Genomic DNA, 24,472 nt, shown 5'->3' with positions numbered 1-24,472 from the left:
ATGACCGAGGTCCTGTTCTATCACCTGCAGAACATGACGCTGGAGAGCGTGCTGCCGCCGCTGCTTGAGAAGTCGCTTGAGCGCGGCTGGCGTGTCGTGGTGCAATCTACATCGGAAGAACGCGCCGACGCGCTAGATGCGCATCTGTGGACCTATCGTGATGATTCATTTCTGCCGCACGCGACCTGGCGTGTGGCAGACGCTGCGGATCAGCCGATCATTCTCGCGATCGAAGAGGGTAATCCCAATCGTGCCCAGGTCCGGTTCCTTGTGGACAGCGCAGCAGTGCCGGCGGATGCCGACGGCTATGAGCGCATGGTGCTGGTATTCAACGGCGACGATGCCGATGCGCTCGCTGCAGCGCGAGCAGCCTGGACTGATTGTAAGGCGAGGGGCTTTACCGCCACTTACTGGCAGACCGATGAACGTGGCCGGTGGCAGCGTAAGAATTAGCTGGCGATTGGCGATCTGCTGCAATTAATGATAATTGTAGATTTCCTCACCGGTATCTGCCGCTGTGTCATGGTGGTGCCGCAAATGAATGATGTTACAGGCGCTTATCGCCTGTCTTGGGGTTGCGTAATCGTGCGACAAGAAAAGCTTCATCGAAACGGTCTGCTCGTGCTGCTGCTTGCTGCGCCGTTGCTTGCTGGCTGCGCCGGCGTGGGCGGTGACGCATTCTCCACGGACCTGCTGTCCAAGGATGCCGACTGGTTCTCCAAGCCAGGTCGCGTGTTCATCAAGAATGTTTCGATTGAGACGCCGCCGCTGTCGCCTGAGCAGGCCGTCAGTCCGCAGGATCTCATCAGCGCTGACGGTGCGTGCCCGGGCATGGCGCCGCGTGATGCCAACGCGCTTGCCGATGGTACCGCAGGTGCGCCGGTTCAAACTGGCGTCGTGGCGCTCGGCCATACCGAATGCGACGTGGCGCGTGGTGCAGGCGCACCCGACAATGTCAGTCTATCGACCAGCCCGCGCGGCGATCGCGTTGCCGTGCTGACCTATCTGCGCGGTCCGCGCGCTGGCATCTATACGTTTACCGCCGGTCGTCTGACCGTGGTCGAACGCGGTCCGGAAGTTGAGCAGCCGAAGACCGCGCGTCCGAAGGCGAAGAAGCGCGCCGCGACCTGATCTTTTCGTGATGATGTCGAAGTAAGCGACGGCTGCGTTTTCAGCCGTTCGCTTCTTCATGTTGCGAGCTTGCCGTGAGCCACTTCTCCTCGGCGCGCTGCAATGCATCCGCTGCGGCCGCCCGCGCCTTGGTGAGTTGAGTTGCCTGCTTCGGATCTTTCTTGAACAGGTCAGGCAATGCGAGCGCAGTATCGATCTTGGCGATGATGGCGGTGATCCGCTCCATCTCAGATTCTGCTTCGGCGACCTGCTGCTTGAGCGGAACCTTCTTTTCTTTAGGCTTCGCCAGCTTTTCGCGGTCCGTGTTTGCGCGGTCGCGTGTCGGCGCGCGCATGCCGCGGGCTTGCATGACGACTTTGCGATAGTCGTCGAGATCGCCGTCGAAATTGGTGACGGTGCGGTCGGCCACGACCCAGAGCTGGTCAGCGCAGGCCTCGATCAGATAGCGATCATGCGAGACCATGATCACCGCGCCAGGGAATTCGTTGATCGCTTCGGCCAGCGCTGCGCGGCTGTCGATATCGAGATGGTTGGTGGGTTCGTCCAGAATGATCATGTTCGGACCGTAGAAAGTCGCGAGCCCCAGCAGTAGCCGCGCCTTTTCGCCGCCGGACAGGCTTTTTACGATCGTATCCGCGGCCTTGCCGGAAAAGCCGATATTGCCGGCACGCGCGCGGATTTTCGATTCCGGCATGTCGGGCATCAGCTTGCGCACGTGATCATAGACGGAGTTGTCCATCACCAGCTCGTCGAGCTGATGCTGGGCGAAGTAAGCAATCGACAGTTTGTCGGCGCGCGTAATCGATCCCGAAAATGGCTTCAGCTTGTTTGCCAGCAGCTTGACCAGCGTCGACTTACCGTTGCCGTTGGAGCCGAGCAGGGCAATGCGATCCTCGGTATCGATGCGGAGTGTCACCTGATTGAGTACCGGCTTGCCGGGCTCATAGCCGACCGACACATTGTCCACCGCGAGAATCGGCGGCGACAGGATCTTTTCGGGCGCAGGGAAGACGATCTCGCGCACGTCTTGCGTTACGAGCGCCGAGATTGGCTTCATGCGCTCAAGCATCTTTACGCGCGATTGTGCCTGACGTGCCTTGGAGGCCTTGGCCTTGAAGCGATCGACGAAGTCTTGTAGCCGCTTGCGCTCGGCTTCCTGACGCTTGACGTTCTTGGCGTCGAGCGCCTCTTTGTTGGCGCGGAACTCTTCGTAATTTGAGTAAGTCCCGCGATAATGCACGAGCTTGCCGCGGTCGAGATGCAGGATCTCGTTCACCGACGTATCGAGCAGGTCGCGGTCATGGCTGATGACGATGACCGTGCGCGGATAATTAGCGAGATGGTCCTCGAGCCACAGCGTGCCTTCGAGATCGAGATAGTTGGTCGGTTCGTCCAGCAACAACAGATCCGGCGCCGAGAACAGCGTCGCTGCAAGTGCCACGCGCATGCGCCAGCCACCGGAGAATTCAGAACAGGAGCGCAACTGGGCTTCCGCCGAAAAGCCAAGGCCGCTCAGGATCGCTGCGGCGCGAGCGGGCGCGGAATGCGCATCGATATCCACAAGGCGGGTCTGGATGTCGGAAATGCGCTCCGGATCGGAGGCGGTCTCGGCTTCCTTCAGCAGTGCGTCGCGCTCGATATCGGCTTTCAAGACGACGGAGATCAGGCTTTCGGGGCCGTCCGGCGCCTCCTGGGCGAGGCTGCCAATACGCCAGCGGGGCGGAATCGAGATACTTCCGGTTTCGGTGGCCAGATCGCCGCGAATGGCGTGAAAAAGTGTCGATTTACCGACGCCGTTGCGGCCCACGAAACCCACGCGGGCTCCCGGCGCAATCTGTACCGTGCTCTCGTCAATGAGCAGGCGTCCGGCGATCCGGATCGAAATGTCTGTGATGGAAAGCATGCGGGGTTGTCACCGCTGCGACGCACAAAGGCAACCCCGATTTGCTCGCTGCTGGTGCGCGGAAGGTCAATATGCCGTCAACGGCTACCGCTTTTCGTCCTGCTGCCGCATCCGGTCGATCAACGTCTGGAGATGGGAGGGCAGGGTGTCATCATTCGACCCGATATCCCGGCGCAGCCGTTCGCCGATGGCATTGCAGATCGCCACGCTGGTGGTGCGGTCAATGTGTTCTTCGCGATCATTGATGAACTGGTTCTGCATTGTCTTCCCGGCGCTCGTGGCAGTTGAATGACACTAAGGCAAATCGTGCGGGCCGAAATTGTTTCAAGATTTATGGATTTGAGGCTGTTTGAGTCAAAATTCGATGAATCGTCGATGGATCTGCCAAGAAAAAGCCCGGCCGAGGGAACGGCCGGGCGGTATTTCTCTGCTCGTGGAGCGTCAGTAGCAGCGATTGACCAGTCGCCAACGCGGTCCCCACGGGGTCGGAACGACCCGGCGGACGAGAAATCCGCCGCCATAGCCGTAAACCGGCCCGCCGACGAAGCGTGGCCCGCCCCAGCCGCGATGCCATCCGCCGCCATGCCAGCCACCGCCGTGCCATCCGCCGTGGCCGCCCCAGGCGGAAGCCGAGGTCGGAGCCAGCGCCGCGGCGCCCAATGAGGCCGCTGCAGCCAAAGTCAGTGCTATCTTGCGGAACATTCTCATCTCCTCTGGTACGGCGCGTGTTGCGCCTGCCGTGAACATGGCACCGGGGGCAAATGCCGTTGGCCGGGGTCATTGCACGCAGTCTAGGAGGAGGAAGCTGAACCGGATCGCGCCAGCCCTGTCAGGAATGGTTCATGTGGATGACATCTAGGTAATTTCGAGCGCCGGATCTGCCAAAATGGGGCTGCGACATTTGGACGGATCGCTTGCCGTTCCCGGATAGCGTCGATATAAGCCGCCATCTTCCAGTGACTGTTATTCAAGGATAAATCATGGCTATCGAGCGTACCTTTTCGATTCTGAAGCCCGACGCGACCGAGCGCAATCTGACCGGTGCGATCAACGCGCTGATCGAAAAGGCCGGCCTGCGGATCGTCGCGCAGAAGCGCATCCGCATGACCCGCGAACAGGCCGGCACTTTTTACGCCGTTCACAAGGAACGCCCCTTCTTCGGCGAACTGGTGGACTTCATGACCTCGGGTCCGGTTGTCGTGCAGGTGCTGGAAGGCGAGAACGCCGTCCTCAAGCATCGCGATGTGATGGGCGCAACCGATCCGTCCAAGGCTGCTGATGGCACCATCCGCAAGCTTCACGCCAAGTCGATCGGCGAGAACTCGGTGCACGGTTCGGATGCTCCGGAAACTGCAGCGATCGAGATCGCACAGTTCTTCTCGGGCAACGAGATCGTCGGCTAAACTTCCAGCCGAATTGACGACCGGTCGGCGCGCGGGGGCGCGCCGGCCTTTCCAATCAAAACGAACAAACAAAGGGGCGCGCTGTGGACTGGTTGCTGCATATTCTCGATCCGGCGACGATCAAGTCGGTTTTCGTTCAGTTTCAGGTCGAAATGCAGCAGCCCGCATTTTGGGTAGCCGTCGGCAAGATCATCTGGATTAACGTTCTGCTGTCCGGCGACAACGCGCTCGTGATCGCACTGGCCTGCCGTGGTCTGGAACCGAAGCAGCGCATGTGGGGCATGATCCTCGGCGCCGCTGCCGCCGTGATCCTCCGTATCATCTTCACCGGCATCGTCGCCTCGCTGATGGCGCTGCCCTATCTCAAGCTGGTGGGCGGCCTCGCACTTATCGTCATCGCAGCCAAACTGCTGGTACCCGAACCGGAAGAAGAGGACGGCGTGAAGGCCGCCTCGCATCTGTGGGCCGCTGTGCAGATCGTGGTCGTAGCCGACATTGTCATGAGCCTCGACAACGTCATTGCAGTTGCTGCCGCTGCCAATGGCAGCGTGCCGCTGCTGATCCTCGGCCTTGCCATCAGCGTCCCGCTGATCGTCGCCGGCGCGGCGCTGATCATGGCGCTGCTGACCCGTCTGCCCGTTCTGGTCTGGCTCGGTGCGGCCCTGCTGGGCTGGGTCGCCGGCGAAGTGATCGCGACGGATCCGGCGGTCCTGCCGCTGATGCACAGCTTCTTCAGCGGTTCGGTCGGCACTGGCCTCGACAGCCTGATGTCATCGCTGGGCCTTGGCGTTCGTTTCACCAATGGGGGACATGGTGGCGAGATCGTCTGCGGTCTGATTGGTGTCGCTGTGGTGCTCGCTGTCGGAACGTTGTGGCGTCGTCGCAGCATGGCAGGGCACGCCGAGCAGGCGGCCTAACTCAATAAAAACTCAAAGCGGGCGAGGGGCATTTGCCTTTCGCCCGCTTTTTTTGTTTCTGGAATCTGACGGTTTCTAGAACTTGAATTCGACGCCCAGCGTTCCCTGATGGGACTGCGAATAGGCGCGGAACTTGCCGTCATAATTGAGATAGAGACGCGCGGTGTTGCTGAGGCTCAGCGACGTCGATGCGCCGGCGTCTGCGCCGTACTGGCTTTCGCCGATCCCCTGAACGGTGATGCTCTCGGAACCCAGGCTAACCGTGACGTTGCTAAAGCGCTGATGCACGTTGTCGACGAATTTGGCATAGCCCGACAGATCCAGAATCTTCTGATCAAATATCCAGTAACGGCCGACTTCTGCGCCAATCAGGATACGCGCACGCTCGGCTGAGGCGCCGCTCGCGTTGACAGGATTGAGGCCGCCAAGCTCCTGCATCGCGCCGGTTGTCGCGCGGGTGTATTCGAAGGCAGCCTTGGGCACGATCCGTGCCTGTTCGTAACTCCAGTAATAGCTCAGCTCAGTGAGCGCGCCGTCGATCCGCGCATTGTAGCCGGCGCTCGCGAGCCCCAGGCCCGTGTCGCGGCGCGAGTTGATGTCGCCGAAGCCGTGCACCAATGCGATTGCCCAGGTCCATGCACCTTGGTCAACCGACGCATTGAGGCCGATTTGCGTGAGGTCGAGCGTCGCTGATTGCAGCGCCAGCGGAACGTCGATCGTGGTGTGGCTCTGGTCCACCGACAGCCCGACATTGACACCCGGCATCAGCCGCGCGCCGATCCCGGCGACGCCGCCGATGGTCCGGCGCTTGTCGCCGACGAAATCCCCGATCGTGCTGGTATGCGCGCCAACGCCGTAGAATTCGGCCCAGCTTCGGAAGCGGGGCGTCTCGGTGGTCTCCGACGCACCGCCGCCGCCGGGATTGGCGCGCGACGCGCGGTTGAAGCCGTAGCTCGCCTGATCGCCGAGGCGCCGCAGGAACTGGCTACCGAGATCGCCAATGGCAATACCTGCGGATTGCCCGGCATTGAAGTCGGTCGATGATGGCAGCGGTGCGGCTGCTGGCGGTGGCGTCGTCGGTGGCGGCGTGGTTGGGGGCGGCGTGGTAGGAGGCGGCGCGACCTGGGCGGATGCAAGCGAAGGCGCAACGACAAGCGCGACGGCAAGGCAGAGTACAATGGTCCGGCGTTGCCGACTGGCAGCCGGGCTGCTGTCCGTTTGGGCGTATCGCGATGGATCGCGCATTGTCACTCGTTTCGAAATTATCGCTGCAGTGCCGTTCGACTGCGGCAGAGCATACGCGATCCCTTCAGCATTGCCGCTGCGCATTGAGCGCCTCCGGTGGCGATTGACGCGTATTGTTGTGCGATTGCCACAGCGGATTCGTGTCGCTTTTCATCACGTTATGGCCATTCACGCAGAGCGGGCTGACGATGTTTCAATCCGGCGCGTCTGCTCATGGGTCCGGTCAGCGGCTTTCGATAGGTACGCTTGAACGCGGCCGGTGATATCAAAACCTCTGCCGTAAAAAGCCAAAGACTTGCGTAGCCAAAATTTTCATGTTGGAATTCTTGCGCAATCGGATTGAGGCCGTTCGACTGTGCGTTTTGCGAGCAGGACATTCAGCAGACACCGGGAAGCCCGCTTGTGGCGTGGTACGCATGATGCGTGGCCGCGTCTTTTTTGTATCTAGATCGGGAGACAGACGATGCAGAAGGGCACCGTCAAATGGTTCAACCCAACCAAGGGTTATGGCTTCATCAAGCCGACTGTCGGCGACAAGGATGTCTTCGTGCACATCTCCGCTGTCGAGCGCGCAGGCCTTAGTACCCTCAACGAAAACCAGACCATCGAATACGACCTGGTGGAAAATCGCGGCAAGGCGTCTGCCGAGAACCTCAAGGTCTCATAACTAAGTCTTGCTGTGCCGGCCCTGACATACATATGGGCCGGCCGACTGATCTAGTCCCGGCACAGACCGGCGGCAATTGTGGATGATGCCTTATCAGCCGAGCATCGCACGTTCGCGCGCCTTGATGATGCCGACGACGGTGTCGTTAACCGGAGTAGCGACGCCGAGCGGTTTGCCGATCCGCGGAATCGAGCCGTTGATGGCGTCGATTTCGCACGCGCGTCGGGCCTGATAGTCCAGCAGCATTGATGGGCGCGCGCCCGGGATCTTGCCGCCGAGCCTGCGGATATGCGCGACCGGATCGCCCACGTCCAGTGTGATGCCCGATGCGGTTGCGACCGCGATAGCTTCCTCGGCGCAGCCGCGCGCGACGCTCCAGGCATCGCTATCGTCGAGGATCTCACCAATCGTCAGGCCGGTGGTGCAAGACGTTCCTGAGAACGCGACATTCATGATCAGCTTTTCCCAAACCATCTGCTTGATGTCGTCGAACAGCGCGACCTTGAAGCCGGCCGATTCCCAGATCTTGGCTGAGGCTTGCAGCAACTGCTTCGGCAGTCCGGCATAGGAGCCGAAGCGGATCATTTCCATGCCGTTGTGATGCACATGGCCGGGACCGCGCATCGAGGCACCAAAGCCGCCAACGACACCGACGGCAATGCGATCGGCGCCGAGGACGGGCGCTGCAATTTCGGGCGATCCCAATCCGTTCTGGATCGTTTGAACTATGGTGCCGGGGCCAAGCAGCGCTGCGCAGCTGTTCGCGGCGGCTTCAACATCGAAAGCCTTGGTGGCGATGATGACGAGATCGCAGGGACCGATATCGTCGGTGGTAGTCGAGGCATGGATCGAAACGGTGCGGTCGCCGCTGGCGCCTTCGCAGCGCAGGCCGTGGGTGTTCATGGCCTCGGCATGGTCAGGCCATAGCGTCACGGCATGAACCTCGTGACCGGCATTGACCATCAGCGCCGCATAGACCGAGCCCATTGCACCGCAGCCGACGATTGCGACTTTTGCCATTTGTATTCTCTCCCTGATGATCCGGCGACGCTTGAATTGCGTTTTTGAGGGCCGACTATTCCTGCGCGTGCAGGTGCTTCATTGAGGTCGAGTTTAGAATGATGGCTTTGCCGTTGCACGCCCCATCGGCTCGCGATTGCGGCAAAATAGTCTTTTGAGATGAGCCGGACCAATGCAATATGAGTCGTCCGCTTGGCGGGCCTAAAAATAACAACCGCATGTGCGGAATGGGAGAGACCTCGATGATACGTCGCTTTTTGGCGGCAGCGGCCCTGTCGCTGCTCGGTATCGTGTCTGCCGCAGCGCAAGACAAGCCATCCGAACTCAAGATCGGCATCACCACTTACAATTCAGGCGCAGCCTCGGTATTTGGCGTTCCCGCGCGCGATGCGGCGGAATTGCTCGCCGAGGACATCAACAAGCGGGGCGGCATTCAGGGCGTTCCGGTGAAGCTTTATTTCATCGATGAAGGTGCCGGTATCGAAACGCTAATGACGGAATATCGCCGTCTTGCGCAGGACACCAAGGTCGACGTGATGTTCGCCTCGATCTCGTCGGGCGTCTGCAATAAGATCGCGCCGCTCGCCGAAGACCTCAAGATGCTCAATTTCATGTGGGATTGCGGTACGCAGCGCATTCTCGAAGATGATAAATATCAGTACGTTTTCCGCACCCAGGCCAATGCAACGCCCGAAGTGCTGGCACCGTTGCTGTATCTCCTGAAGACGAAGCCGGATTTCAAGACCGTTGCGGTGGTCAATCAGGATTACGCCTGGGGCCGTGATAGCTGGGAGATCTTTTCGGCTGCGCTCAAGGTGCTGAAACCCGATGTGAAGGTTGTCGCCGAGTTCTTCCCGAAGTTCGGCGCGCCCGACTTCTCGACGGAAGTCTCGCGCCTGCTGGCGCTGCGTCCGGATGTCGTGCTGTCGACCTCATGGGGCGGCGACCTCGACACCTTCGTGCGCCAGGCCAATCAACGCGGGCTGTTCAAGAACTCGCAATTTGTGTTGCCGCTGGCTGAATCATCGCTGGAGCGCCTCGGAGCCGATCTGCCAGAAGGCGTGATCGTCGGCGGTCGCGGTGACCACTATTTCCTTCACCCGGAAATGAAGAACGATCCAAAGTTCAAGGCCTTTGTCGATGCGTTCAAGGCCAAGACCGGGCGCTATCCGATCTATTCGGTGTATCACATGGCACAGGCATTCGCGGCGCTGGAAGCGGTCTACGCCAAGGCGGTGCCGGCCAATGGCGGCAAGTGGCCCACCAAGGAGCAGGTCGCCAAGACGATGCCAGGCCTCAAGTTCCAAGCCTTTGGCCGTCCGGTGGAAATCCGTGCTGACGGGCAGGGCGTCGAGGATCAGCTGATTGGTACGACGCGCCGTGTCCCGGCCTATCCCTTCGCCGTGCTCGATCAAATGACCATCTTCCCGGCATCGCAACTGATGCCGCCGGTCGGTCAGAAGTCGGATGCGTGGATCAAGACGCTGACCCCAGCGATCATCAACATCAAGGTCGATAACTTCTCGTTCGACAAGTGATCGATACTGGTTGGCGCGGCGCGTTGGGAGCATGCCCGGGCGTCGCGCCGGAGGTCTGTGATGTCGTTTGATACTCTGATGCTCGCGATCTGCGACGGCGTCGCCTATGCGTCGCTGGTGTTCCTGGTGGCCGTTGGTCTCACCTTCGTATTCGGCGTACTGGGCGTGCTGAATATTGCCCATGGCTCGTTTTACGCGTTCGGTGCCTATCTGGCGGTGTCAGGCGGGATTGCGCTGACCAAGGCCGGATACAGTCCCTGGCTGACCTTTCCGGTGCTGTTCGTGGCGGCCATTGTCGTTGGTGCCGTACTCGGTGGCGCCATGGAAAAATTTCTGCTCCAGCGCATCTATGACAAGGAGCAGGTGCTGCAGATCCTCGTTACCTTTGCCGTCTTCATGATGCTGGAGAACGTGCAGCGGCTGATCTGGGGCGTGCAGCCCTATTTCATGTCGGAGCCATTGCAACTGCTCGGTAACGTCTCGGTGTTTGGGATCACTTATACGGCGTATCAAACCATCTTTTTGCCGGTCCTGGCGGTGTTGGTATTGCTCTGCCTGCGTTATTTCCTGCGTTACACCAATATCGGTGCGCAGATATTGGCCGTTACCGAAGATCGCGAAGCCGCCTGCGCCATCGGCATCAATGCGCAGAAGATCTATTTCGTGACCTTTATCGTGGGCGCAACGCTAGCCGCCCTTGGCGGTGCATTGGCGGCACCAACCACCTCGCTGATCCCCGGCATGGGCGCCGAGATGATCGTGCTGTCCTTCGCAGTGGCGGCGACGGCCGGTCTTGGCCAGATTGAGGGTGCAGCGGTCGCGGCACTGATGATCGGCCTCGGCCGTTCGCTCGCGGTCTATACCGCGCCGGAATTCGAGGTGCTGGTTCCTTATATCCTGATGGTGATTGTGCTGATCTTCCGCCCAAGCGGGCTGTTCGGCGTGCAGCAGTTGCGGAAAATCTGACATGACGCTGCGTAATGTTTCGCTCGTGGTGCTGGCGATCGTCCTCGGGGCCGTGCCGCTATTCGCCGGCTCCATGCAAACTTTCATGGCCATCGTCTATGCGAAGAGCCTCGCAGTGCTGGGCATCATCTTGCTGCTGCAGGCCGGGCAGGTGTCGTTCGGCCATGGCATGTTCTTCGCGACCGGTGCATACACGGCAGCGTTCCTCGGTCGTGCGCTCGGCGGCGGCGATTTGATGTTGCTGATCGTGGCCGGACTGGCGAGTTCGCTGGTGCTCGGGCTCGTGGTCGGCCTGTTCGTAGTGCGTTATCGCTACATCTTTTTCGGCATGCTGAATCTCGCTTTCTCGATGGTGTTGTACTCGATCCTCGAGAAATTCTTCCACATCACCGGCGGATCCGACGGTTTGCGTATCCGGCGGCCAACGCTGTTCGGACAATCTTTTGAACGCAGCGAATTCGACACGGTGCTGTATTACGTAACGCTGGTCATGACGCTTGGCGCGGCCATTCTCGTTTGGCGCTACCTGAAGAGCCCGCTCGGTCAGGCCCTGAAGGCGATCAAGACCAATGAAACCCGGCTGGAATATATCGGCCTGTCGGCGCGCTCGGTGTTGCTGGTCGGCTATGTAATCTCGGCAGTTTTGTGCGGCCTCGGTGGTGCCTCGCTCGGCATCATCCAGGGCATCGCCACGCCGGAATACACCTATTGGACCCGCTCAAGCGAATTCGTCTTCATCGCCATTCTCGGCGGTGTCGGCAATGTGGCGGGCGCGCTGACTGGTTCGCTGGTCTACGAGGCCGTTCGCACCTATGCCGCAGCTTTCGTCGCGGATTCCTGGCAGTTGATCCTCGGCTTCGTGCTACTCGTCATCATCTTGCGGGCACCAGAGGGCATCGTCGGCCTTGCGCAGTCGATCGCCGCGCGCCGAGATTCGGCACGCAAGGCTGTGGAGGCCGCCAAATGAGCAGTGCAGCGCCTTCCGTTCTGCTTGAAGCACGCGGGCTTGAAATCCGCTTTGGCGGCGTCATCGCTGCTGATGGCATCGATCTCGATGTTTATGCTGGTGAAAATCTCGCCATCATTGGCCCCAATGGCGCCGGCAAGACGACCTTTCTGAATATCTGCACCGGATATTTGCGCCCGAAGGCCGGATCGGTGCGATTTGAAAACAAGGAAATCACGGCGCATCCGCCACGTGAGATCACGCGGCTCGGCATCGCGCGCGCGTTCCAGATCCCGCAGCTGTTCGCTGAACAGACCGTGCTGGAGAACATGCTGCTGGCGGCGTCGGCGCGGGAGCGGCGCTGGAATCCGTTCCGGCCGCTCGATGAGATCGCCGAGCGTGACGAAATGCTGGCACTGCTCGACCTGGTCGATTGTGCGGATCATCGCGATAAACGCGCCGGCGAGTTGCCGGAAGGCCATCGGAAGCTTGTCGATATTGCCATCGCGCTGGCGCTGAAGCCGAAGCTGCTGTTGATGGATGAGCCCACCTCGGGCGTGGCGTCGGCCGACAAGTTTGGTGTGATGGAAATTCTTGTCGCAGCGTTGGCCAGGGCGAAGGTTGCCTCGGTGTTCGTTGAACACGACATGGACATGGTGCAACGCTATGCCAATCGGGTGGCGGTGTGGAGTAGCGGCAAGATCCAGCGCGTGGGGCCGCCCGTCGATGTGCTGCAGGATCCGGAAGTGATCCGCACGGTGATAGGTGTCTGACATGCTCACGCTCGACAAAGTGACCGTTTCATTCGACACAGTGCCGGTGCTGCGTGACGTATCCTTTACGCTGATGCAGGGTGAAACCGTCGCCTTTGTCGGCCGCAATGGCGCCGGCAAGACCACGACGCTGCGCACCATCATGGGCTTCACCCGGAATGGCGGAAGACTTGTCTTCGATGGTCAGGATCTGGCCAAGGTCGAGTCCCATCTGCGACCGGGGCTCGGCATCGGCTATGCGCCGGAGGATCGCCGATTATTTTCACGCTTCACGGTCGAGGAGAACATCCTGCTGCCGGCGCGCGTTGCCAAGCTTTCGGCGGTGGAGACCGAACGCCGACTTGGCCGGGTCTATGAGATATTGCCTGAACTCAAGGAGATGGCCCGACGCCCGGCAGGCTCGGTGTCAGGCGGGCAGGGCAAGATGGTCGCGCTCGGCCGCGCTCTGATGATCGCGACCCGACTGATCCTGCTGGACGAGCCGTTCCAGGGGCTGGCGCCGATTTTGGCCAATCGCTACGCCGAGGCGTTGCGGCGGCTCCGCGATGCCGAGCCCAATCTGGCGCTGATCATCACCGAGTCCAATCCGCATTTGCTGCGCAGCTTTGCGGAACGCATCATCACGATCGAGCGCGGCGAGATTGCGCAGGACGTGCCGAATGAGGGATTGGCGGCATAGCCTTGAGGCTGACCGCCCCTAAGGGCGGCGGTCGCGACCGAAGGCAGGCTCAGGCCTTCTTCTTTTTGGCTTTCTTGGCGCTCTTCTTCGCCGGCGGCTTCTTTGGTGCGGGGGCCGGCTTGGTTTCGGGGGCAGGAGGCTTGGCGTTCAGCACTTCGACGGCCTTGCGCATCGAACGTGCATAGCTGTCAGCGGCATTGTCGGCAGACATCTGCAGGCGGCGGGCGGCGGCGGTGCCTTGCTCGGTCGCATCCTTTGCCAGCTGCTTGAAGCGATCCTTGCCGGCCTTGTCCTTCGCCTTGGCGGCGAGACCGAGATAGCGATCACGCCGGGCCTTCACGGCGGACATCAATGTCTTGTTCTGCTGCTTCGCAGTTTGCCGGATGACCACATCCAGATCGGCGTCCGCCATACTTCATTTCCTTAAGTGACAGCCAGAATAGTCAATGGTTTCAATTATGCAGTCGCCTCAGAGGCTTTGCAATCGTCGCATCCTACACGCGCATGAACTGGCGAATGCCGAGACATCCCGAGCCCCATGTCGCTGAGCTCGATGAGGCCGTTTGCCGAACTAGGCTCCGTGTCAGGTCTGGTAAGCATGGATTAGGTTTCTTTACCGTAAAGACATTCCCAAGTTGTGTGTCACATACGGAATCGTGGTACCGCGGACTTCCGTCACCGAGACCTCTGTGGCTCTGAACCCAGGGGTATGTTTCTGCGCCAGATTGTGGGGAATTGAACGGTGGTGGATCATGCGCAGATGACGGTGCCGGTGAGATCGCGTTTTCGGATTGGCTTCAGGACGTCGATCATTGCGCTGTTCGTCGGCGTCGTCCTTACCGTCGGCCTGGCGCTGGTTTATCTCAGCTTCAGCAGGGTCAACACGATCATCCGGACGGCGGCTTCGTCGTATCTCAGCGTGGTCGCGCAGGCTGCGACCGATCGCATCGATGCGCAGCTCAAGAGCGTTCACGACAATCTGGATATCCTGCGCGGTATCACATCGGTCCAGTCCGCGGAGCTCAAGAATAACCCGCGGCTGAACATCCTGCTGGCGTCGATGCTGCGCAACAACAAGCAGCTCTTCAGCCTGTACATGGGATATGAGGACGGCTCGTTCCTGGAAATGGACCTCATCGACCGAACGGGAGCTGGGGTGAAAGCGCGCTTCGGGGCGCCGGACGGGGCCAGATTTCGCCTGTTCACGATCGTGAAGGCAGGCGATTTTGGACCGCTTCAGACCACGACCGCCTATCTCGACGATGCGCTGCGGCCTTTGGCAAGTCTGCCCGGGCCTGTCGATTTCGATCCTCGCGTTCGGCCGTGGTATCGCGGCGCCTTCGAGCCCAATGCCAGTCTGCTGACCGAGCCCTATATTTTCTATCAGACCGGTGACATCGGCTACACGCTGCGAATGCCCATTGTGGAGGGGCAGCGGGGTGTTGTGGCCGGCGATATCCTGCTCAGTGAAGCCGAGGCCATGCTGCGTAAGCAGCAACTCGGGCATTCGGGCGTGGCCTACCTGTTTGATGATGCCGACCGGGTGCTGGCGCATCCCGAGATGTCCCGCTGGCTTGAAGCCACGAGCGTGCCGAACAAACTGTCGGAGCTACCGCGACTGAGCGATGTCGATACGATCGGCGCTACTGCGGCCATCAAGGCGTGGCGCCAGACCGGCGTTGAGCAACAGTTCTTCGATGACGGAACCGGGCGTGCCTATGCGGCGGCATTCAGGCCCGTAGAGATGGCTGGATCGGCCAATCTTCGCGTTGGCTTCTTCGCTCCGCTCGATGAATTCTATGCCGAGATAGAGCAGGAGAAACGCACGCTCTTCATTCTCGCATTTTGCTTCGTCATCGCCGCCGTACCGATTGCGTTCTGGATCGGCAACAAACTGTCGCTGTCGCTGCGGATTCTGGCGCGCGAGGTGGATCGGATCCAGAACTTCCGCTTCTCGTCCATGCCACAGCTGCATTCGCCGATCCGCGAAATCGACGATCTCGGGCGATCGGTTTTCACCATGCGTACGCTGGTGCAAACATTCTCGAATTTCGTTCCCAAGCGTCTGGTTCAGCAACTGGTCGAAACCGGCACGGCCATGCAATTGGGCGGAGAGCGCCGCGAGGCGACCATCCTGTTCACGGATGTCGAGAATTTTACAGGCATGACCGAGAACGAGGATCCGACCCGGGTGATGCTCTATACGTCGCGCTACTTCGCTGCGATTTCGGACGTCATCGCCACCCATCAGGGCACGGTCGATAAATATATCGGCGATGCCGTCATGGGACTCTGGAACGCGCCGATCGAACATACGAACCATGTGGCACAGGCCTGTGCCGCCGTGCTCGATTGCGTCGAAGCCAATCGCAAGCTCAACGAGGAATTCGAGCGCGAGGGATGGCCGGTCTACAAGACCCGGTTTGGCCTGCATGTTGGTGATGTCATGATCGGCAATATCGGGTCGCCCGACCGCATGAATTACACGGCGCTCGGAGCCACGGTGAATCTCGCGTCGCGGCTGGAAACCCTGAACAAGGACTACGGAACCAGCGTCCTGGTCAGCGAAGCCGTCAAGGAGCGGGTGGACTCCCTGTTCCTTTTCCGCAGCGTCGCCCGGATCAAGCCGAAAGGCTTTGCCGCGGAAGTGCAGATCTATGAGTTGCTCGGCGCGCGAGACCAACATTCCGCCGCCGCGTCTGATCGCCACGCCAATTTCCCTGTTTGATCTATGGGGGCGGCGCTATAGTAGGCGTATGGCAGCCCATAGAGTGAAGTTGCGGAGATGACCGAGGTGATACCCGTGCGGCGGGGGCGCCCTCGATCGGTCGAGACCGAGGATGCGATCCTGGAGAGCGCCTATCGCATGATGGCGGCTGAGGGGCTCGCTGCGACGACGATCGATGCGATTGCGCGGGATTCCGGCGTCTCCAAGATGACGATCTATAAATGGTGGCCGTCGCGCGAAGCGGTGCTGATCGACGCGTTCCTGCGGCAGGCGTCCACCATGCTACCGCTTTCCGAGAGCGGCGATCCGTTTACCCGCATCACGAAACATGCCGCCGCCTATGCAGTGGCGCTGAACAGCGATTTTGGCAAGGTGCAGCTCGCTGTCATTGCCGAATGCATCTCGCGGACCGGTTCAGCGAAGATCTTTTCCGAACGCTATCTTGGTATCCGCCGGGACATATCGCTGGCGATTATCAAGGACGGCCAGAAGGACGGCAGCATCGTTGCTTCGGAGCCAGCCGGCGATCTCTATGACCGGATCTATGGCACGCTGTTTTATGAGTATATCTTTGGATTTCGGCCGCTGACGGCCGACTATGCGCGCAAGCTCGTCAGATCCGTATTGTCGGCGCAATAGTCAGATGCCGCCTTGCCGCGCGCGGCGAAACCAGCGCCAGGTTTCGCGCGTGACGGCCCGGTAGCCCCAACCGCGATGCGTGATGCGTTCGTCGATGATGGCGTTGAGCTTTGGCAATGCGTGGAAGGGCACCGACGGGTAGGCGTGATGCTCGACATGGAATGGCATATTCCAGGTGAACCATTTCGTCAGCGCGTCGGTATAGGTCGTGCGGGTGTTCTCATAGGCGCTGCGGGTACGCTCGCAGCCGGTGTGTTCGGCATAGAGATAGGGCCGCAGGAATAGCTGGCCGACATAGAGCGGGACGAGCCAGCACCACAGCAGCATCGTGCTGGAGAAGGCGATGGAAGCGATCAGTAGCGCCAGATAGACGAGGGCATAGATGCGGGCTTCGCGCACCACCATGCCTTGCTTGGATTCCGGGATCCACGGCGCTACGGCTTGTCCGGTCACGGCACGCCGGACCAGCAGGCGGATCCGGTTGGTCAGTTGCACGATGCCGGTATAGGCGATGGCGAGTCTGGTGTCGGACGAGGGGATCGTTGCGGTGACGAGTTCAGGATCGCGGTCGGGATCCTGCGTGAAGCGGTGATGGTCCCAGTGAAATAGCGCATAGTGTTCATAGGGTAGAACGATCATCAGCGACGAGACATGGCCGAGGGCCTCGTTCAGCCGCCGGCTGGTGAACACAGTCTTGTGCGCGGCCTCGTGCACCGCCATGAACAGGAAGGCGATGAGATAACCCTGGATGACGATCAGCGGGATCGCCCACACCACGCCGTAGCGGGTGGCGACCTGCCAGATCAGCGTTCCAACCAAAGCGATCAAGGCATAATGGCTGATCGAGCGAATGAGCCCCGGAAGATTGGCGCGAACCGACAGGTCCTTCAGCTGTGCGGGCGTTAGGGCGCGGGTTTCGATCTTGCCATGGCCAACTGCATCCATCGTCATCGGTTCGTCCCGTTCTCGGTTCAGGCGTCGGCGGCGAGCAGCGCCGAGACTCTCGTGTTGATGAAGGCGGCATCGACCGGGTTCTTGACCGGGTTGCCGGCGCGGTGTCCGTGCAGCGAGGGGATAGGGCACAGTTCGGCCGCGCGTGCGTTCGTCAGCAGGGGGAGTTCGTCTTCGTTGTCGCCGACCTGAAAATAATTGTCCGTCTGCCCGGGCATCAGCAGAACGCGTGCCTTGATAGCAGCCATGGCTTTCCGGAAGTCGGCACGGAATGCATCGCAGCGGCTGATATCGCCATTCTGCCAGGTCCGGAGCTGGGCCAGCAGATTGTTGGCATCACGATGCGCGAAAGCGACGTCCCATGATCGCGCCAGATAGTCTTCCAGCGAGGTGAAGCCGGCTTCGCGCCAGATTTCGTCGCGGTAGAAGCCATGCGACATTGCCCAGCCGGCATAAACCCGCCCCATGGCGCGAAGTCCGGCAGATGGTTTCGAAACGAAGCGGCCATCGACAAAGGCAGGATCGGTGGTCAAAGCGGCCCGCACACTTTCGAGGAATACGGCGTTGAACGGCGAACAACGGGCGCTGCCGCAGACCACTGCCGTGCGTGCCACCATGTCCGGATAGCGGGCGGCCCAGTGATAGGCCTGCATGCCGCCCATCGACCAGCCATAGACCAGTGCCAGACGGGCGATGCCGAATTGCTCGGTCAGCAGGCGATGCTGGATCGAAATAGCGTCATGATAGCTGATGTTCGGATAGGGGGCGCCAGCCAGAGCTTCCAGCGAATTCGATGGCGATGACGACAGCCCGTTTCCGAACAGATTGGGGATGACGATGAAGTAGCGGTCCGAATCGAGTGCGGCGCCCGGCGCGATCAGCCACTCAGTGTCGTAGTGTTGTGCGCCGAACGACGTTGGATAGAGGATGACGTTATCTTTGGCAGCATTGAGTGCGCCATAGGTCTTGTAGGCAAGCTGCAGGCGCGGGTGCCGCTGGCCGGATTGCAGCAGCACGTCACCCGCCTCGAAGATCTGGTAGTCGTTCGGCGTATTCATGCTGCAGCTCCGGAAGGTCCATTGACGCTTGCCGAGGGTGCGACAAGCGATCCGCTCGACAAAATTTAATAACTGTACTATTGGTATATTAATTTGCGAAGAGCGCAATGCCGAAACTTCGGCATTGCCGCCTGAATAGCATGCAGCTGGTCGTCGCCCGTTGGCGGTTCGGCGACATCTTGTTTTTGTATTCGAAACGTACAAGAGACTTGCGGCCCGTTAGTCTATTCACTGGCCTGTCATCGGCGCAGAGGCGGAAAGCGGCCAGGTTGTCCGCATAAGCCGCTGCGAACTCGAAGTCGCGCTTGCCCGCAACCCACTCAAAGGAGTCTGGATCATGGGAACCATCACCACCAAAGACGGCACCGAGATTTTCTACAAGGATTGGGGCACCGGGCAGCCGATCGTGTTTCATCACGGCTGGCCCCTAAGTGCGGACGACTGGGACAACCAGATGATGTTCTTCCTCAATCAGGGCTATCGCGTCATCGCGCACGACCGCCGTGGCCATGGTCGCTCCAGCCAGACCGCGACCGGTAATGAGATGGACACCTATGCGGCCGACGTCGCCGAACTCACCGACAAACTGGATCTGAAGGACGCCGTGCATATCGGTCACTCCACCGGCGGCGGCGAAGTTGCGCGTTACGTCGCGCGTGCCAAGAAGGGACGCGTCGCCAAGGCGGTGCTGGTCAGCGCCGTGCCGCCGATCATGCTCAAGACCGAGAACAATCCCGGCGGCCTGCCGCTCGAAGTGTTCGACGGCTTCCGTGCTGCGCTTGTTGCCAACCGTGCGCAGTTCTACGTCGATGTCCCGGCCGGGCCATTCTACGGCTTCAACCGGCCGGGCGCGAAAGTCTATCAGGGCGTGATCGACAACTGGTGGCGGCAGGGCATGATCGGCGGCGCCAAGGCGCACTATGATTGCATCAAGGCATTTTCGGAAACCGACTTCACCGAAGACCTGAAGGCGATCGATGTGCCGGTGCTCGTTTTGCACGGCGATGATGACCAGATCGTGCCTTATGCCGACGCTGCACCACTGACGGTGAAGCTGCTCAAGAACGGCACGCTGAAGACCTATCCGGGCTTCCCGCACGGCATGCTGACCACCCATGCGGATGTGATCAACCCGGATCTGCTGGAATTTGTTCGCAGCTAAACGAACCGGTGTGAACGACGCAGTACGTGTTGCGTCGTTCGCATTGTCTTCAATGGTCCTGCGACCGGTGCTCGCGAACTGAGCGGTCCCCCGTTGATGACCGGGATATGACAGTTCGGGGCGCCTGCCGAACAATAAATGCGTTGTCCTCGTTGCGGAAAAGTTACGATCAGGCAAATATGCAACCTTTGATAGCGCGCGCCGTGCCGACTTGGTACGGGCGCTTTGTTGACGATGCATTTTTTGGGCGGTTTGTGGGGACGCGCAATGGATTCCGGTCACGAAGCGAGTGAGTCTCAGAAAGACGTTGTTGCAACGACATCGACGGCACTGTCCGCACAGCTGGAGAAGATCATATCCAGGGCGGATTCGAGTTATGTGCCGCCTTCAGCGCGCGCCAAACGACGCAGCCGAGCCAAGGCAGATGATCGTTTTGCTATCCGCAAGAATTTCCTCGAGGCGCCGCGCAGCGATCCCAATGCGTTCGAGCGTATCATCGGCGAAAGCGATCTGCTGTCGATCAATTTTCTGGATCGGGGCAAGCGTGCAGCGGCGGCCGTGTGCCGGATCAGAGTGCCGAGTGACGGCGGGGCGTGGTACGGCACCGGCTTTTTGGTCGGACCACGACTGTTGCTCACCAATCATCACGTGCTTGGCGACGAAGACGAGGCGAGCCAGTGTGAGGCCGAGTTCGGCTACGAGCACGACATCGATGGCGTGTTGCGCGATCCGGTCTGCTTCAACCTGCGTCCGCATGAAATATTCTATACCAACGCCGAACTCGATATCACCTTTGTGGCGATTACGCCGTTGTCGGATGACGGCGTACCGCTCGATCGCTACGGCCGGCTCCCGCTGATCCCGCTGTCGGGCAAAGCAGTCGATGACGAATGGGTCACGATCATTCAGCATCCGGGCAGCGAGCCGAAGCAGATCGCGATCCGCGCCAGCCAGATCGTCACGCTTGACCCAACCTCGGCTGTCGGGATCGACCTTAGTCAGTTCATCCATTATTCGACAGATACGCAACCGGGGTCTTCGGGCGCGCCAGTGCTGAATGACCAGTGGCAGGTGCTGGCGTTGCATCACAAGGCGGTTCCTGCGCCGAGCAAGCCCGGCGCAGTCGTCAAGGATCCGGTATGGATCGCCAATGAAGGCATTCGGATCAGTGCCATCTTTTCACTGCTCGAAAAGGAACGATTTGCAAAACGGCAGGCAGGGCTCGTTCTCGACAGGCTCGACAAGTCGCTCGGCCTCAGTCCGATGTCCCAGGGCATATCGGTTGGCGAGACGCTTCTGGAGGCTGACCGTAAGCCGCTTCAAGTGTCACGCTGGGCAGGTGTTCGTGGCTATGATGCGGGGTTCTTCAAGAGCAATCCCATCGATCTTGCGACGATCTATGCACCGCTGCTTGCCGCCGGCAAGGTTGCGCCATTGCTGGATGGCTCGGGATATGAACTGGCCTATCATCATTTTACGTCGGTGATCCATGAAGAGCGCAAGTTTCCACTGATCACGGCGGTCAACATTGCCGGGGGGAAACTCATCCATCCCGGTAAGCGAAAGGATACGTGGCGGCGCGACGCGCGGATCGCGGACGAGTATCAGCCGGACGGTGCCTTCTACGAAAAGGCCAAGGGTAACGATCCAGTTCAATTCAGCCGGGGGCATCAGGTCCGTCTGCTCGATCCATGCTGGAGCGCACTATCCGACGATGTGGAACGTCTTGAGGAAGCCCAAGCGGGTTCCGAGGATACGTTCCACTACACCAATGCAGCGCCGCAGGTGCAAAGCTACAACGATATCGACTGGGGCAATCTCGAGGACTATCTGCTGGATAAGGCGCAGACCTCCGAGAAGCGGTTGACGGTTTTTACCGGACCGATCTATCGCGATGACGATCCCTATTATGGCAAGGGTCGCAAGGGCGGACTGTGGAAGGTGCCGCTCTCGTTCTGGAAAGTGGCGGTGCTGCAAAAGACGACGACCAAGATCGCCGCGGCGGCGTTCATCGTTGGGCAGACCCAGTATGTCCAGGCGCTGTATGAGGCCAAGGTGTTCTCCGGATTGAAGCCGTACACCGTGGATGAAATGCGCAAGCGCAGGATTCAAACCACGATCGTGGCGATCGAGGAGGCGACCGGTCTGGATTTCTCGGTGGTGAAGCCGTTCGATGCACACGGGACGCTGGAATCGACGCGAAGAACCCGGCGGATCAACGATATGGACGACGTCGTAATCTGACCTGCGGGCTGCACTGCATGGCAGTGCGACCCCGAACGTTAGATCACTGTCGGCGAGATCAGCGTGTCGTCGCGGCTGGCGCTGGCGCCGGTACTGGTGGTGCAGGTGTCGCCGGTGATGCCGACGCTGTTGGTGGCCAACAGTCGTAACGCCTGCGGATAGATCTTGTGCTCGATGTCGAGCACGCGCGCGGCGAGGGTGTCGGGGGTGTCGTTATCGGCCACGGCCACGGCGCCCTGCATCACGATCGGGCCGGCATCGGTCTCCGGAATGACGAAATGCACCGTGGCGCCGGAAATCTTGACGCCGGCGCGCAATGCCTGGCCGTGCGGATCGAGGCCGGGGAAGGACGGCAGCAGCGACGGGTGGATGTTCAGCATCCGGCCGTACCAGTGTCGCACGAATTCCGCCGTGAACAGGCGCATGAAGCCGCCGAGGCAGATCAGCTCGATCTTGTGCTCGTCGAGGGTCGCCTGCAGCAGCTTCTCGAAGCCGGCGCGATCCTTGCCGAACGGCTTGCTCTCGATCACCAGCGTCTTGACGCCATTGGCCTGCGCAGTGGCGAGGCCGGGAGCGTCGGCCTTGTTCGAAATCACCAGCGCAATGTCGGCCGGGAAGCCATCTGCGGCGGCGGCCTCGATCAATGCGGTCATGTTCGACCCGCGGCCGGAAATCAGGATGGCGACGCGACGCATCACGGCCTCACAGGTCGAGTTCGAGATGTCCGTCATAGACGACGCGCTCGTCGCCCTCAGCTTCGATGACGTCGCCGAGCAGCGACACGGTCTCGCCGCCCTCGCGCAGGATGTCCATCACCTGTTGCACGGCTTCGCGCTTGACGATGGCGATCATGCCGACGCCGCAGTTGAACGTGCGCAGCAGCTCGAGTTCGGCGATATCGCCTTCCTTTGCTAGCCACTTGAACACCGGCAGGACGGTGAGGGAGGGCAGGTCGATGCGAACGCCGAGGTTCTTTGGCAGCACGCGCGGGATGTTGTCGGTGAAGCCGCCGCCAGTGATATGCGCGAGGCCCTTCACGGCGCCGGTCTCGCGGATCGCGCGCAAGCAGGATTTCACATAGAGCCGGGTCGGGGTCAGCAGCGCACCGCCAAGCGTCATCACCGGCGAGAACGGCGCTTTGTCGGCGTAAGAGAGGCCTGTGCGCTCGACAATCTTGCGGACCAGCGAGAAGCCGTTGGAATGGACGCCAGACGAGGCCATGCCGATGACGGCATCGCCCACGCCGATATCCTTGGTCGGCAGCAGCGTGCCGCGCTCCGCAGCACCCACCGAGAATCCGGCGAGGTCGTAGTCGCCGTCCTTGTAGAGGCCGGGCATTTCGGCGGTTTCGCCGCCGATCAGCGCGCAGCCGGATTCACGGCAGCCCTCTGCGATGCCAGCGACGATTGAGGCGGTGGCTTCTGGGTCGAGCTTGCCGCAGGCGAAGTAGTCGAGAAAGAACAGCGGCTCGGCGCCCTGGACCACGAGGTCGTTGACTGACATGGCGACGAGATCGATGCCTATGCCGTTATGGATGCCGGCTTCGATAGCGATCTTGACCTTGGTGCCAACGCCGTCGGTGGCGGCGACGAGAACCGGATCCTTGAAGCCGGCGGCCTTGAGGTCGAACAGTCCGCCGAAGCCGCCGATCTCGGCGTCAGCGCCGGCACGGGCGGTTGCGCGAACCATCGGCTTGATGAGGTCCACCAGACGGTTGCCGGCATCGATATCGACGCCCGCGTCCGCGTAAGTGAGGCCTTTTTTCTGGTCGGTCATGCCGGGTATCCTGCCGGAGCTGCGAAACTGTGTATTTTCGGCTGGTTACGTCGGAATCCCCGCCTGCGCAATGGCTCGTAAACGCTATCCCGATTACTATGTAGGCGGTAAGCCGGTCGGAGCCCCCAAGCTCGGATTGCGAAACAGGCCGGAGCCGGGAAGCGCCGCGTGAGTATCCCCAATTTAATCACCCTCGGGCGTATCCTGCTGGTGCCCGTGATTGTCTGGGCGATTGCCTCGAACCAGATGGAAATCGCCTTTGCAATCTTCGTGATTGCGGGGGTCAGCGATGCCGTGGACGGCTTTCTCGCCAAGCGTTTCAACATGGCCAGCGAACTCGGTGCGCTGCTCGACCCCTTGGCCGATAAGGCGCTGCTGGTCTCGATCTATGTCTCCCTGGGGATATGGGGGGCAGTTCCGCGTTGGATCGTGATTCTCGTGGTGTCGCGGGATATCATGATCGTGGGCGCCGTGATTGTGTCATGGTTGTTCGGCAAGCCGATCCCGATGAAGCCGCTGATGGTGTCAAAGCTCAATACGGTGGCGCAGGTGGCGTTCGCAGCCTTGGTCCTTGCTGCTCTCGGATTTGGTTTCAAATCCTCGCCTTACGATTTGATTTTAATGGGCTTTGTGACCGTCTTGACGCTGCTCTCTGTGTCCTTCTATCTCGTCGAGTGGATGCGACACATGAGCACCATCGAACCCGGTCAAGAGCCCCGGTAAACC

Annotated in this window: 25 protein-coding genes; 15 read left to right on the top strand and 10 right to left on the bottom strand. The window is 60.4% G+C overall.

What is annotated here, in order from left to right; translation table 11 throughout:
- Complete coding sequence (locus tag AB8B20_RS06190) at positions 1 to 453, top strand: DNA polymerase III subunit chi (protein ID WP_093758304.1); 453 nt, start codon at positions 1 to 3, stop codon at positions 451 to 453.
- An 84-nt stretch (positions 454 to 537) separates the two neighbouring features.
- On the top strand, positions 538 to 1,131 hold the full coding sequence (locus AB8B20_RS06185) for a hypothetical protein (RefSeq protein WP_246297406.1): 594 nt from the start codon (positions 538 to 540) through the stop codon (positions 1,129 to 1,131).
- Positions 1,132 to 1,171: 40 nt separating this feature from the next.
- On the opposite strand, the gene AB8B20_RS06180 is transcribed toward AB8B20_RS06185, so the two are convergent.
- The 3 genes from AB8B20_RS06180 to AB8B20_RS06170 all read right to left on the bottom strand — a co-directional run bounded on the left by AB8B20_RS06180 (position 1,172) and on the right by AB8B20_RS06170 (position 3,736).
- Positions 1,172 to 3,034: an ABC-F family ATP-binding cassette domain-containing protein gene (locus tag AB8B20_RS06180; RefSeq protein ID WP_439072003.1), complete on the bottom strand. Its 1,863-nt coding sequence runs from the start codon at positions 3,032 to 3,034 to the stop codon at positions 1,172 to 1,174.
- A gap of 84 nt (positions 3,035 to 3,118) precedes the next feature.
- A complete protein-coding gene (locus AB8B20_RS06175) occupies positions 3,119 to 3,295 on the bottom strand; it encodes a hypothetical protein (protein WP_439072002.1) in 177 nt (58 codons plus the stop codon).
- A gap of 180 nt (positions 3,296 to 3,475) precedes the next feature.
- On the bottom strand, positions 3,476 to 3,736 hold the full coding sequence (locus tag AB8B20_RS06170; RefSeq protein WP_439072001.1) for a sulfur globule protein precursor: 261 nt from the start codon (positions 3,734 to 3,736) through the stop codon (positions 3,476 to 3,478).
- A 278-nt stretch (positions 3,737 to 4,014) separates the two neighbouring features.
- Here AB8B20_RS06170 and ndk point away from each other — a divergent pair, with 278 nt between their 5' ends.
- Together ndk and AB8B20_RS06160 are read left to right on the top strand one after the other, a co-directional pair.
- Positions 4,015 to 4,437 carry a nucleoside-diphosphate kinase gene (ndk, locus tag AB8B20_RS06165; RefSeq protein WP_068731078.1) on the top strand — a complete coding sequence of 141 codons (423 nt, stop codon included), beginning with the start codon at positions 4,015 to 4,017 and terminating at the stop codon, positions 4,435 to 4,437.
- Positions 4,438 to 4,520: 83 nt separating this feature from the next.
- Positions 4,521 to 5,354, top strand: coding sequence for a TerC family protein (locus AB8B20_RS06160; protein WP_089263957.1), 834 nt, complete (start codon positions 4,521 to 4,523; stop codon positions 5,352 to 5,354).
- A 75-nt stretch (positions 5,355 to 5,429) separates the two neighbouring features.
- On the opposite strand, the gene AB8B20_RS06155 is transcribed toward AB8B20_RS06160, so the two are convergent.
- The gene (locus tag AB8B20_RS06155; protein ID WP_439072000.1) at positions 5,430 to 6,599 is read right to left on the bottom strand and encodes an autotransporter outer membrane beta-barrel domain-containing protein; all 1,170 of its coding nucleotides are present in this window, start codon (positions 6,597 to 6,599) and stop codon (positions 5,430 to 5,432) included.
- Positions 6,600 to 7,062: 463 nt separating this feature from the next.
- On the opposite strand from AB8B20_RS06155, the gene AB8B20_RS06150 reads away from it, so the two are divergent.
- Positions 7,063 to 7,266 (top strand): cold-shock protein, encoded by a 204-nt coding sequence (locus tag AB8B20_RS06150; RefSeq protein ID WP_089263958.1) that lies wholly within the window; start codon positions 7,063 to 7,065, stop codon positions 7,264 to 7,266.
- Between the two features lie 93 nt (positions 7,267 to 7,359).
- Here the strand turns inward: AB8B20_RS06150 and AB8B20_RS06145 are convergent, their stop codons facing one another.
- A complete protein-coding gene (locus AB8B20_RS06145) occupies positions 7,360 to 8,286 on the bottom strand; it encodes a ketopantoate reductase family protein (RefSeq protein WP_439071999.1) in 927 nt (308 codons plus the stop codon).
- Between the two features lie 242 nt (positions 8,287 to 8,528).
- Between AB8B20_RS06145 and AB8B20_RS06140 the strand changes: the two genes are divergently transcribed.
- From AB8B20_RS06140 to AB8B20_RS06120, 5 genes are read left to right on the top strand one after another with little or no spacing between them, the layout of a single operon-like run.
- Entirely contained in the window at positions 8,529 to 9,824 is a 1,296-nt protein-coding gene (locus tag AB8B20_RS06140) for an ABC transporter substrate-binding protein (protein ID WP_439071998.1), read from the top strand.
- 60 nt (positions 9,825 to 9,884) lie between these two features.
- Positions 9,885 to 10,790 (top strand): branched-chain amino acid ABC transporter permease, encoded by a 906-nt coding sequence (locus tag AB8B20_RS06135; protein ID WP_439071997.1) that lies wholly within the window; start codon positions 9,885 to 9,887, stop codon positions 10,788 to 10,790.
- A gap of 1 nt (position 10,791) precedes the next feature.
- On the top strand, positions 10,792 to 11,757 hold the full coding sequence (locus AB8B20_RS06130) for a branched-chain amino acid ABC transporter permease (RefSeq protein ID WP_439071996.1): 966 nt from the start codon (positions 10,792 to 10,794) through the stop codon (positions 11,755 to 11,757).
- A complete protein-coding gene (locus AB8B20_RS06125; protein ID WP_439071995.1) occupies positions 11,754 to 12,509 on the top strand; it encodes an ABC transporter ATP-binding protein in 756 nt (251 codons plus the stop codon). The genes AB8B20_RS06130 and AB8B20_RS06125 overlap by 4 nt, the downstream gene beginning before the upstream one ends.
- A 1-nt stretch (position 12,510) precedes the next feature.
- The gene (locus AB8B20_RS06120; protein WP_439071994.1) at positions 12,511 to 13,188 is read left to right on the top strand and encodes an ABC transporter ATP-binding protein; all 678 of its coding nucleotides are present in this window, start codon (positions 12,511 to 12,513) and stop codon (positions 13,186 to 13,188) included.
- Positions 13,189 to 13,237: 49 nt separating this feature from the next.
- Here AB8B20_RS06120 and AB8B20_RS06115 read toward each other — a convergent pair whose 3' ends face one another.
- A complete protein-coding gene (locus AB8B20_RS06115; RefSeq protein ID WP_439071993.1) occupies positions 13,238 to 13,600 on the bottom strand; it encodes a hypothetical protein in 363 nt (120 codons plus the stop codon).
- A 330-nt stretch (positions 13,601 to 13,930) separates the two neighbouring features.
- On the opposite strand from AB8B20_RS06115, the gene AB8B20_RS06110 reads away from it, so the two are divergent.
- Positions 13,931 to 15,916, top strand: coding sequence for an adenylate/guanylate cyclase domain-containing protein (locus tag AB8B20_RS06110; protein WP_439071992.1), 1,986 nt, complete (start codon positions 13,931 to 13,933; stop codon positions 15,914 to 15,916).
- A 57-nt stretch (positions 15,917 to 15,973) separates the two neighbouring features.
- Positions 15,974 to 16,555 (top strand): TetR/AcrR family transcriptional regulator, encoded by a 582-nt coding sequence (locus AB8B20_RS06105; protein ID WP_439071991.1) that lies wholly within the window; start codon positions 15,974 to 15,976, stop codon positions 16,553 to 16,555.
- On the opposite strand, the gene AB8B20_RS06100 is transcribed toward AB8B20_RS06105, so the two are convergent.
- Both AB8B20_RS06100 and AB8B20_RS06095 read right to left on the bottom strand, forming a co-directional pair.
- Complete coding sequence (locus AB8B20_RS06100) at positions 16,556 to 17,506, bottom strand: fatty acid desaturase (protein WP_439071990.1); 951 nt, start codon at positions 17,504 to 17,506, stop codon at positions 16,556 to 16,558.
- 20 nt (positions 17,507 to 17,526) lie between these two features.
- Positions 17,527 to 18,564, bottom strand: a complete 1,038-nt coding sequence (locus AB8B20_RS06095) for an alpha/beta fold hydrolase (RefSeq protein ID WP_439071989.1) — start codon at positions 18,562 to 18,564, stop codon at positions 17,527 to 17,529.
- A gap of 337 nt (positions 18,565 to 18,901) precedes the next feature.
- Between AB8B20_RS06095 and AB8B20_RS06090 the strand changes: the two genes are divergently transcribed.
- Positions 18,902 to 19,726, top strand: a complete 825-nt coding sequence (locus AB8B20_RS06090; protein ID WP_439071988.1) for an alpha/beta fold hydrolase — start codon at positions 18,902 to 18,904, stop codon at positions 19,724 to 19,726.
- 267 nt (positions 19,727 to 19,993) lie between these two features.
- Positions 19,994 to 21,970 carry a DNA/RNA non-specific endonuclease gene (locus tag AB8B20_RS06085; RefSeq protein ID WP_439071987.1) on the top strand — a complete coding sequence of 659 codons (1,977 nt, stop codon included), beginning with the start codon at positions 19,994 to 19,996 and terminating at the stop codon, positions 21,968 to 21,970.
- A gap of 38 nt (positions 21,971 to 22,008) precedes the next feature.
- Here the strand turns inward: AB8B20_RS06085 and purN are convergent, their stop codons facing one another.
- Both purN and purM read right to left on the bottom strand, forming a co-directional pair.
- On the bottom strand, positions 22,009 to 22,701 hold the full coding sequence (gene purN, locus AB8B20_RS06080) for a phosphoribosylglycinamide formyltransferase (RefSeq protein WP_439071986.1): 693 nt from the start codon (positions 22,699 to 22,701) through the stop codon (positions 22,009 to 22,011).
- A complete protein-coding gene (gene purM / locus AB8B20_RS06075; RefSeq protein WP_439071985.1) occupies positions 22,673 to 23,746 on the bottom strand; it encodes a phosphoribosylformylglycinamidine cyclo-ligase in 1,074 nt (357 codons plus the stop codon). The genes purN and purM overlap by 29 nt, the downstream gene beginning before the upstream one ends.
- A gap of 168 nt (positions 23,747 to 23,914) precedes the next feature.
- Between purM and AB8B20_RS06070 the strand changes: the two genes are divergently transcribed.
- Entirely contained in the window at positions 23,915 to 24,469 is a 555-nt protein-coding gene (locus AB8B20_RS06070; RefSeq protein WP_068731090.1) for a CDP-alcohol phosphatidyltransferase family protein, read from the top strand.
- Positions 24,470 to 24,472: the final 3 nt, after the last annotated feature.

It is taken from the genome of Tardiphaga sp. 866_E4_N1_4 (assembly GCF_052076075.1).
Classification (GTDB): domain Bacteria; phylum Pseudomonadota; class Alphaproteobacteria; order Rhizobiales; family Xanthobacteraceae; genus Tardiphaga; species Tardiphaga robiniae.
The sequence above is the reverse complement of the archived record's forward strand: the minus strand, read 5'-3'. Positions and strand labels throughout refer to the sequence as shown.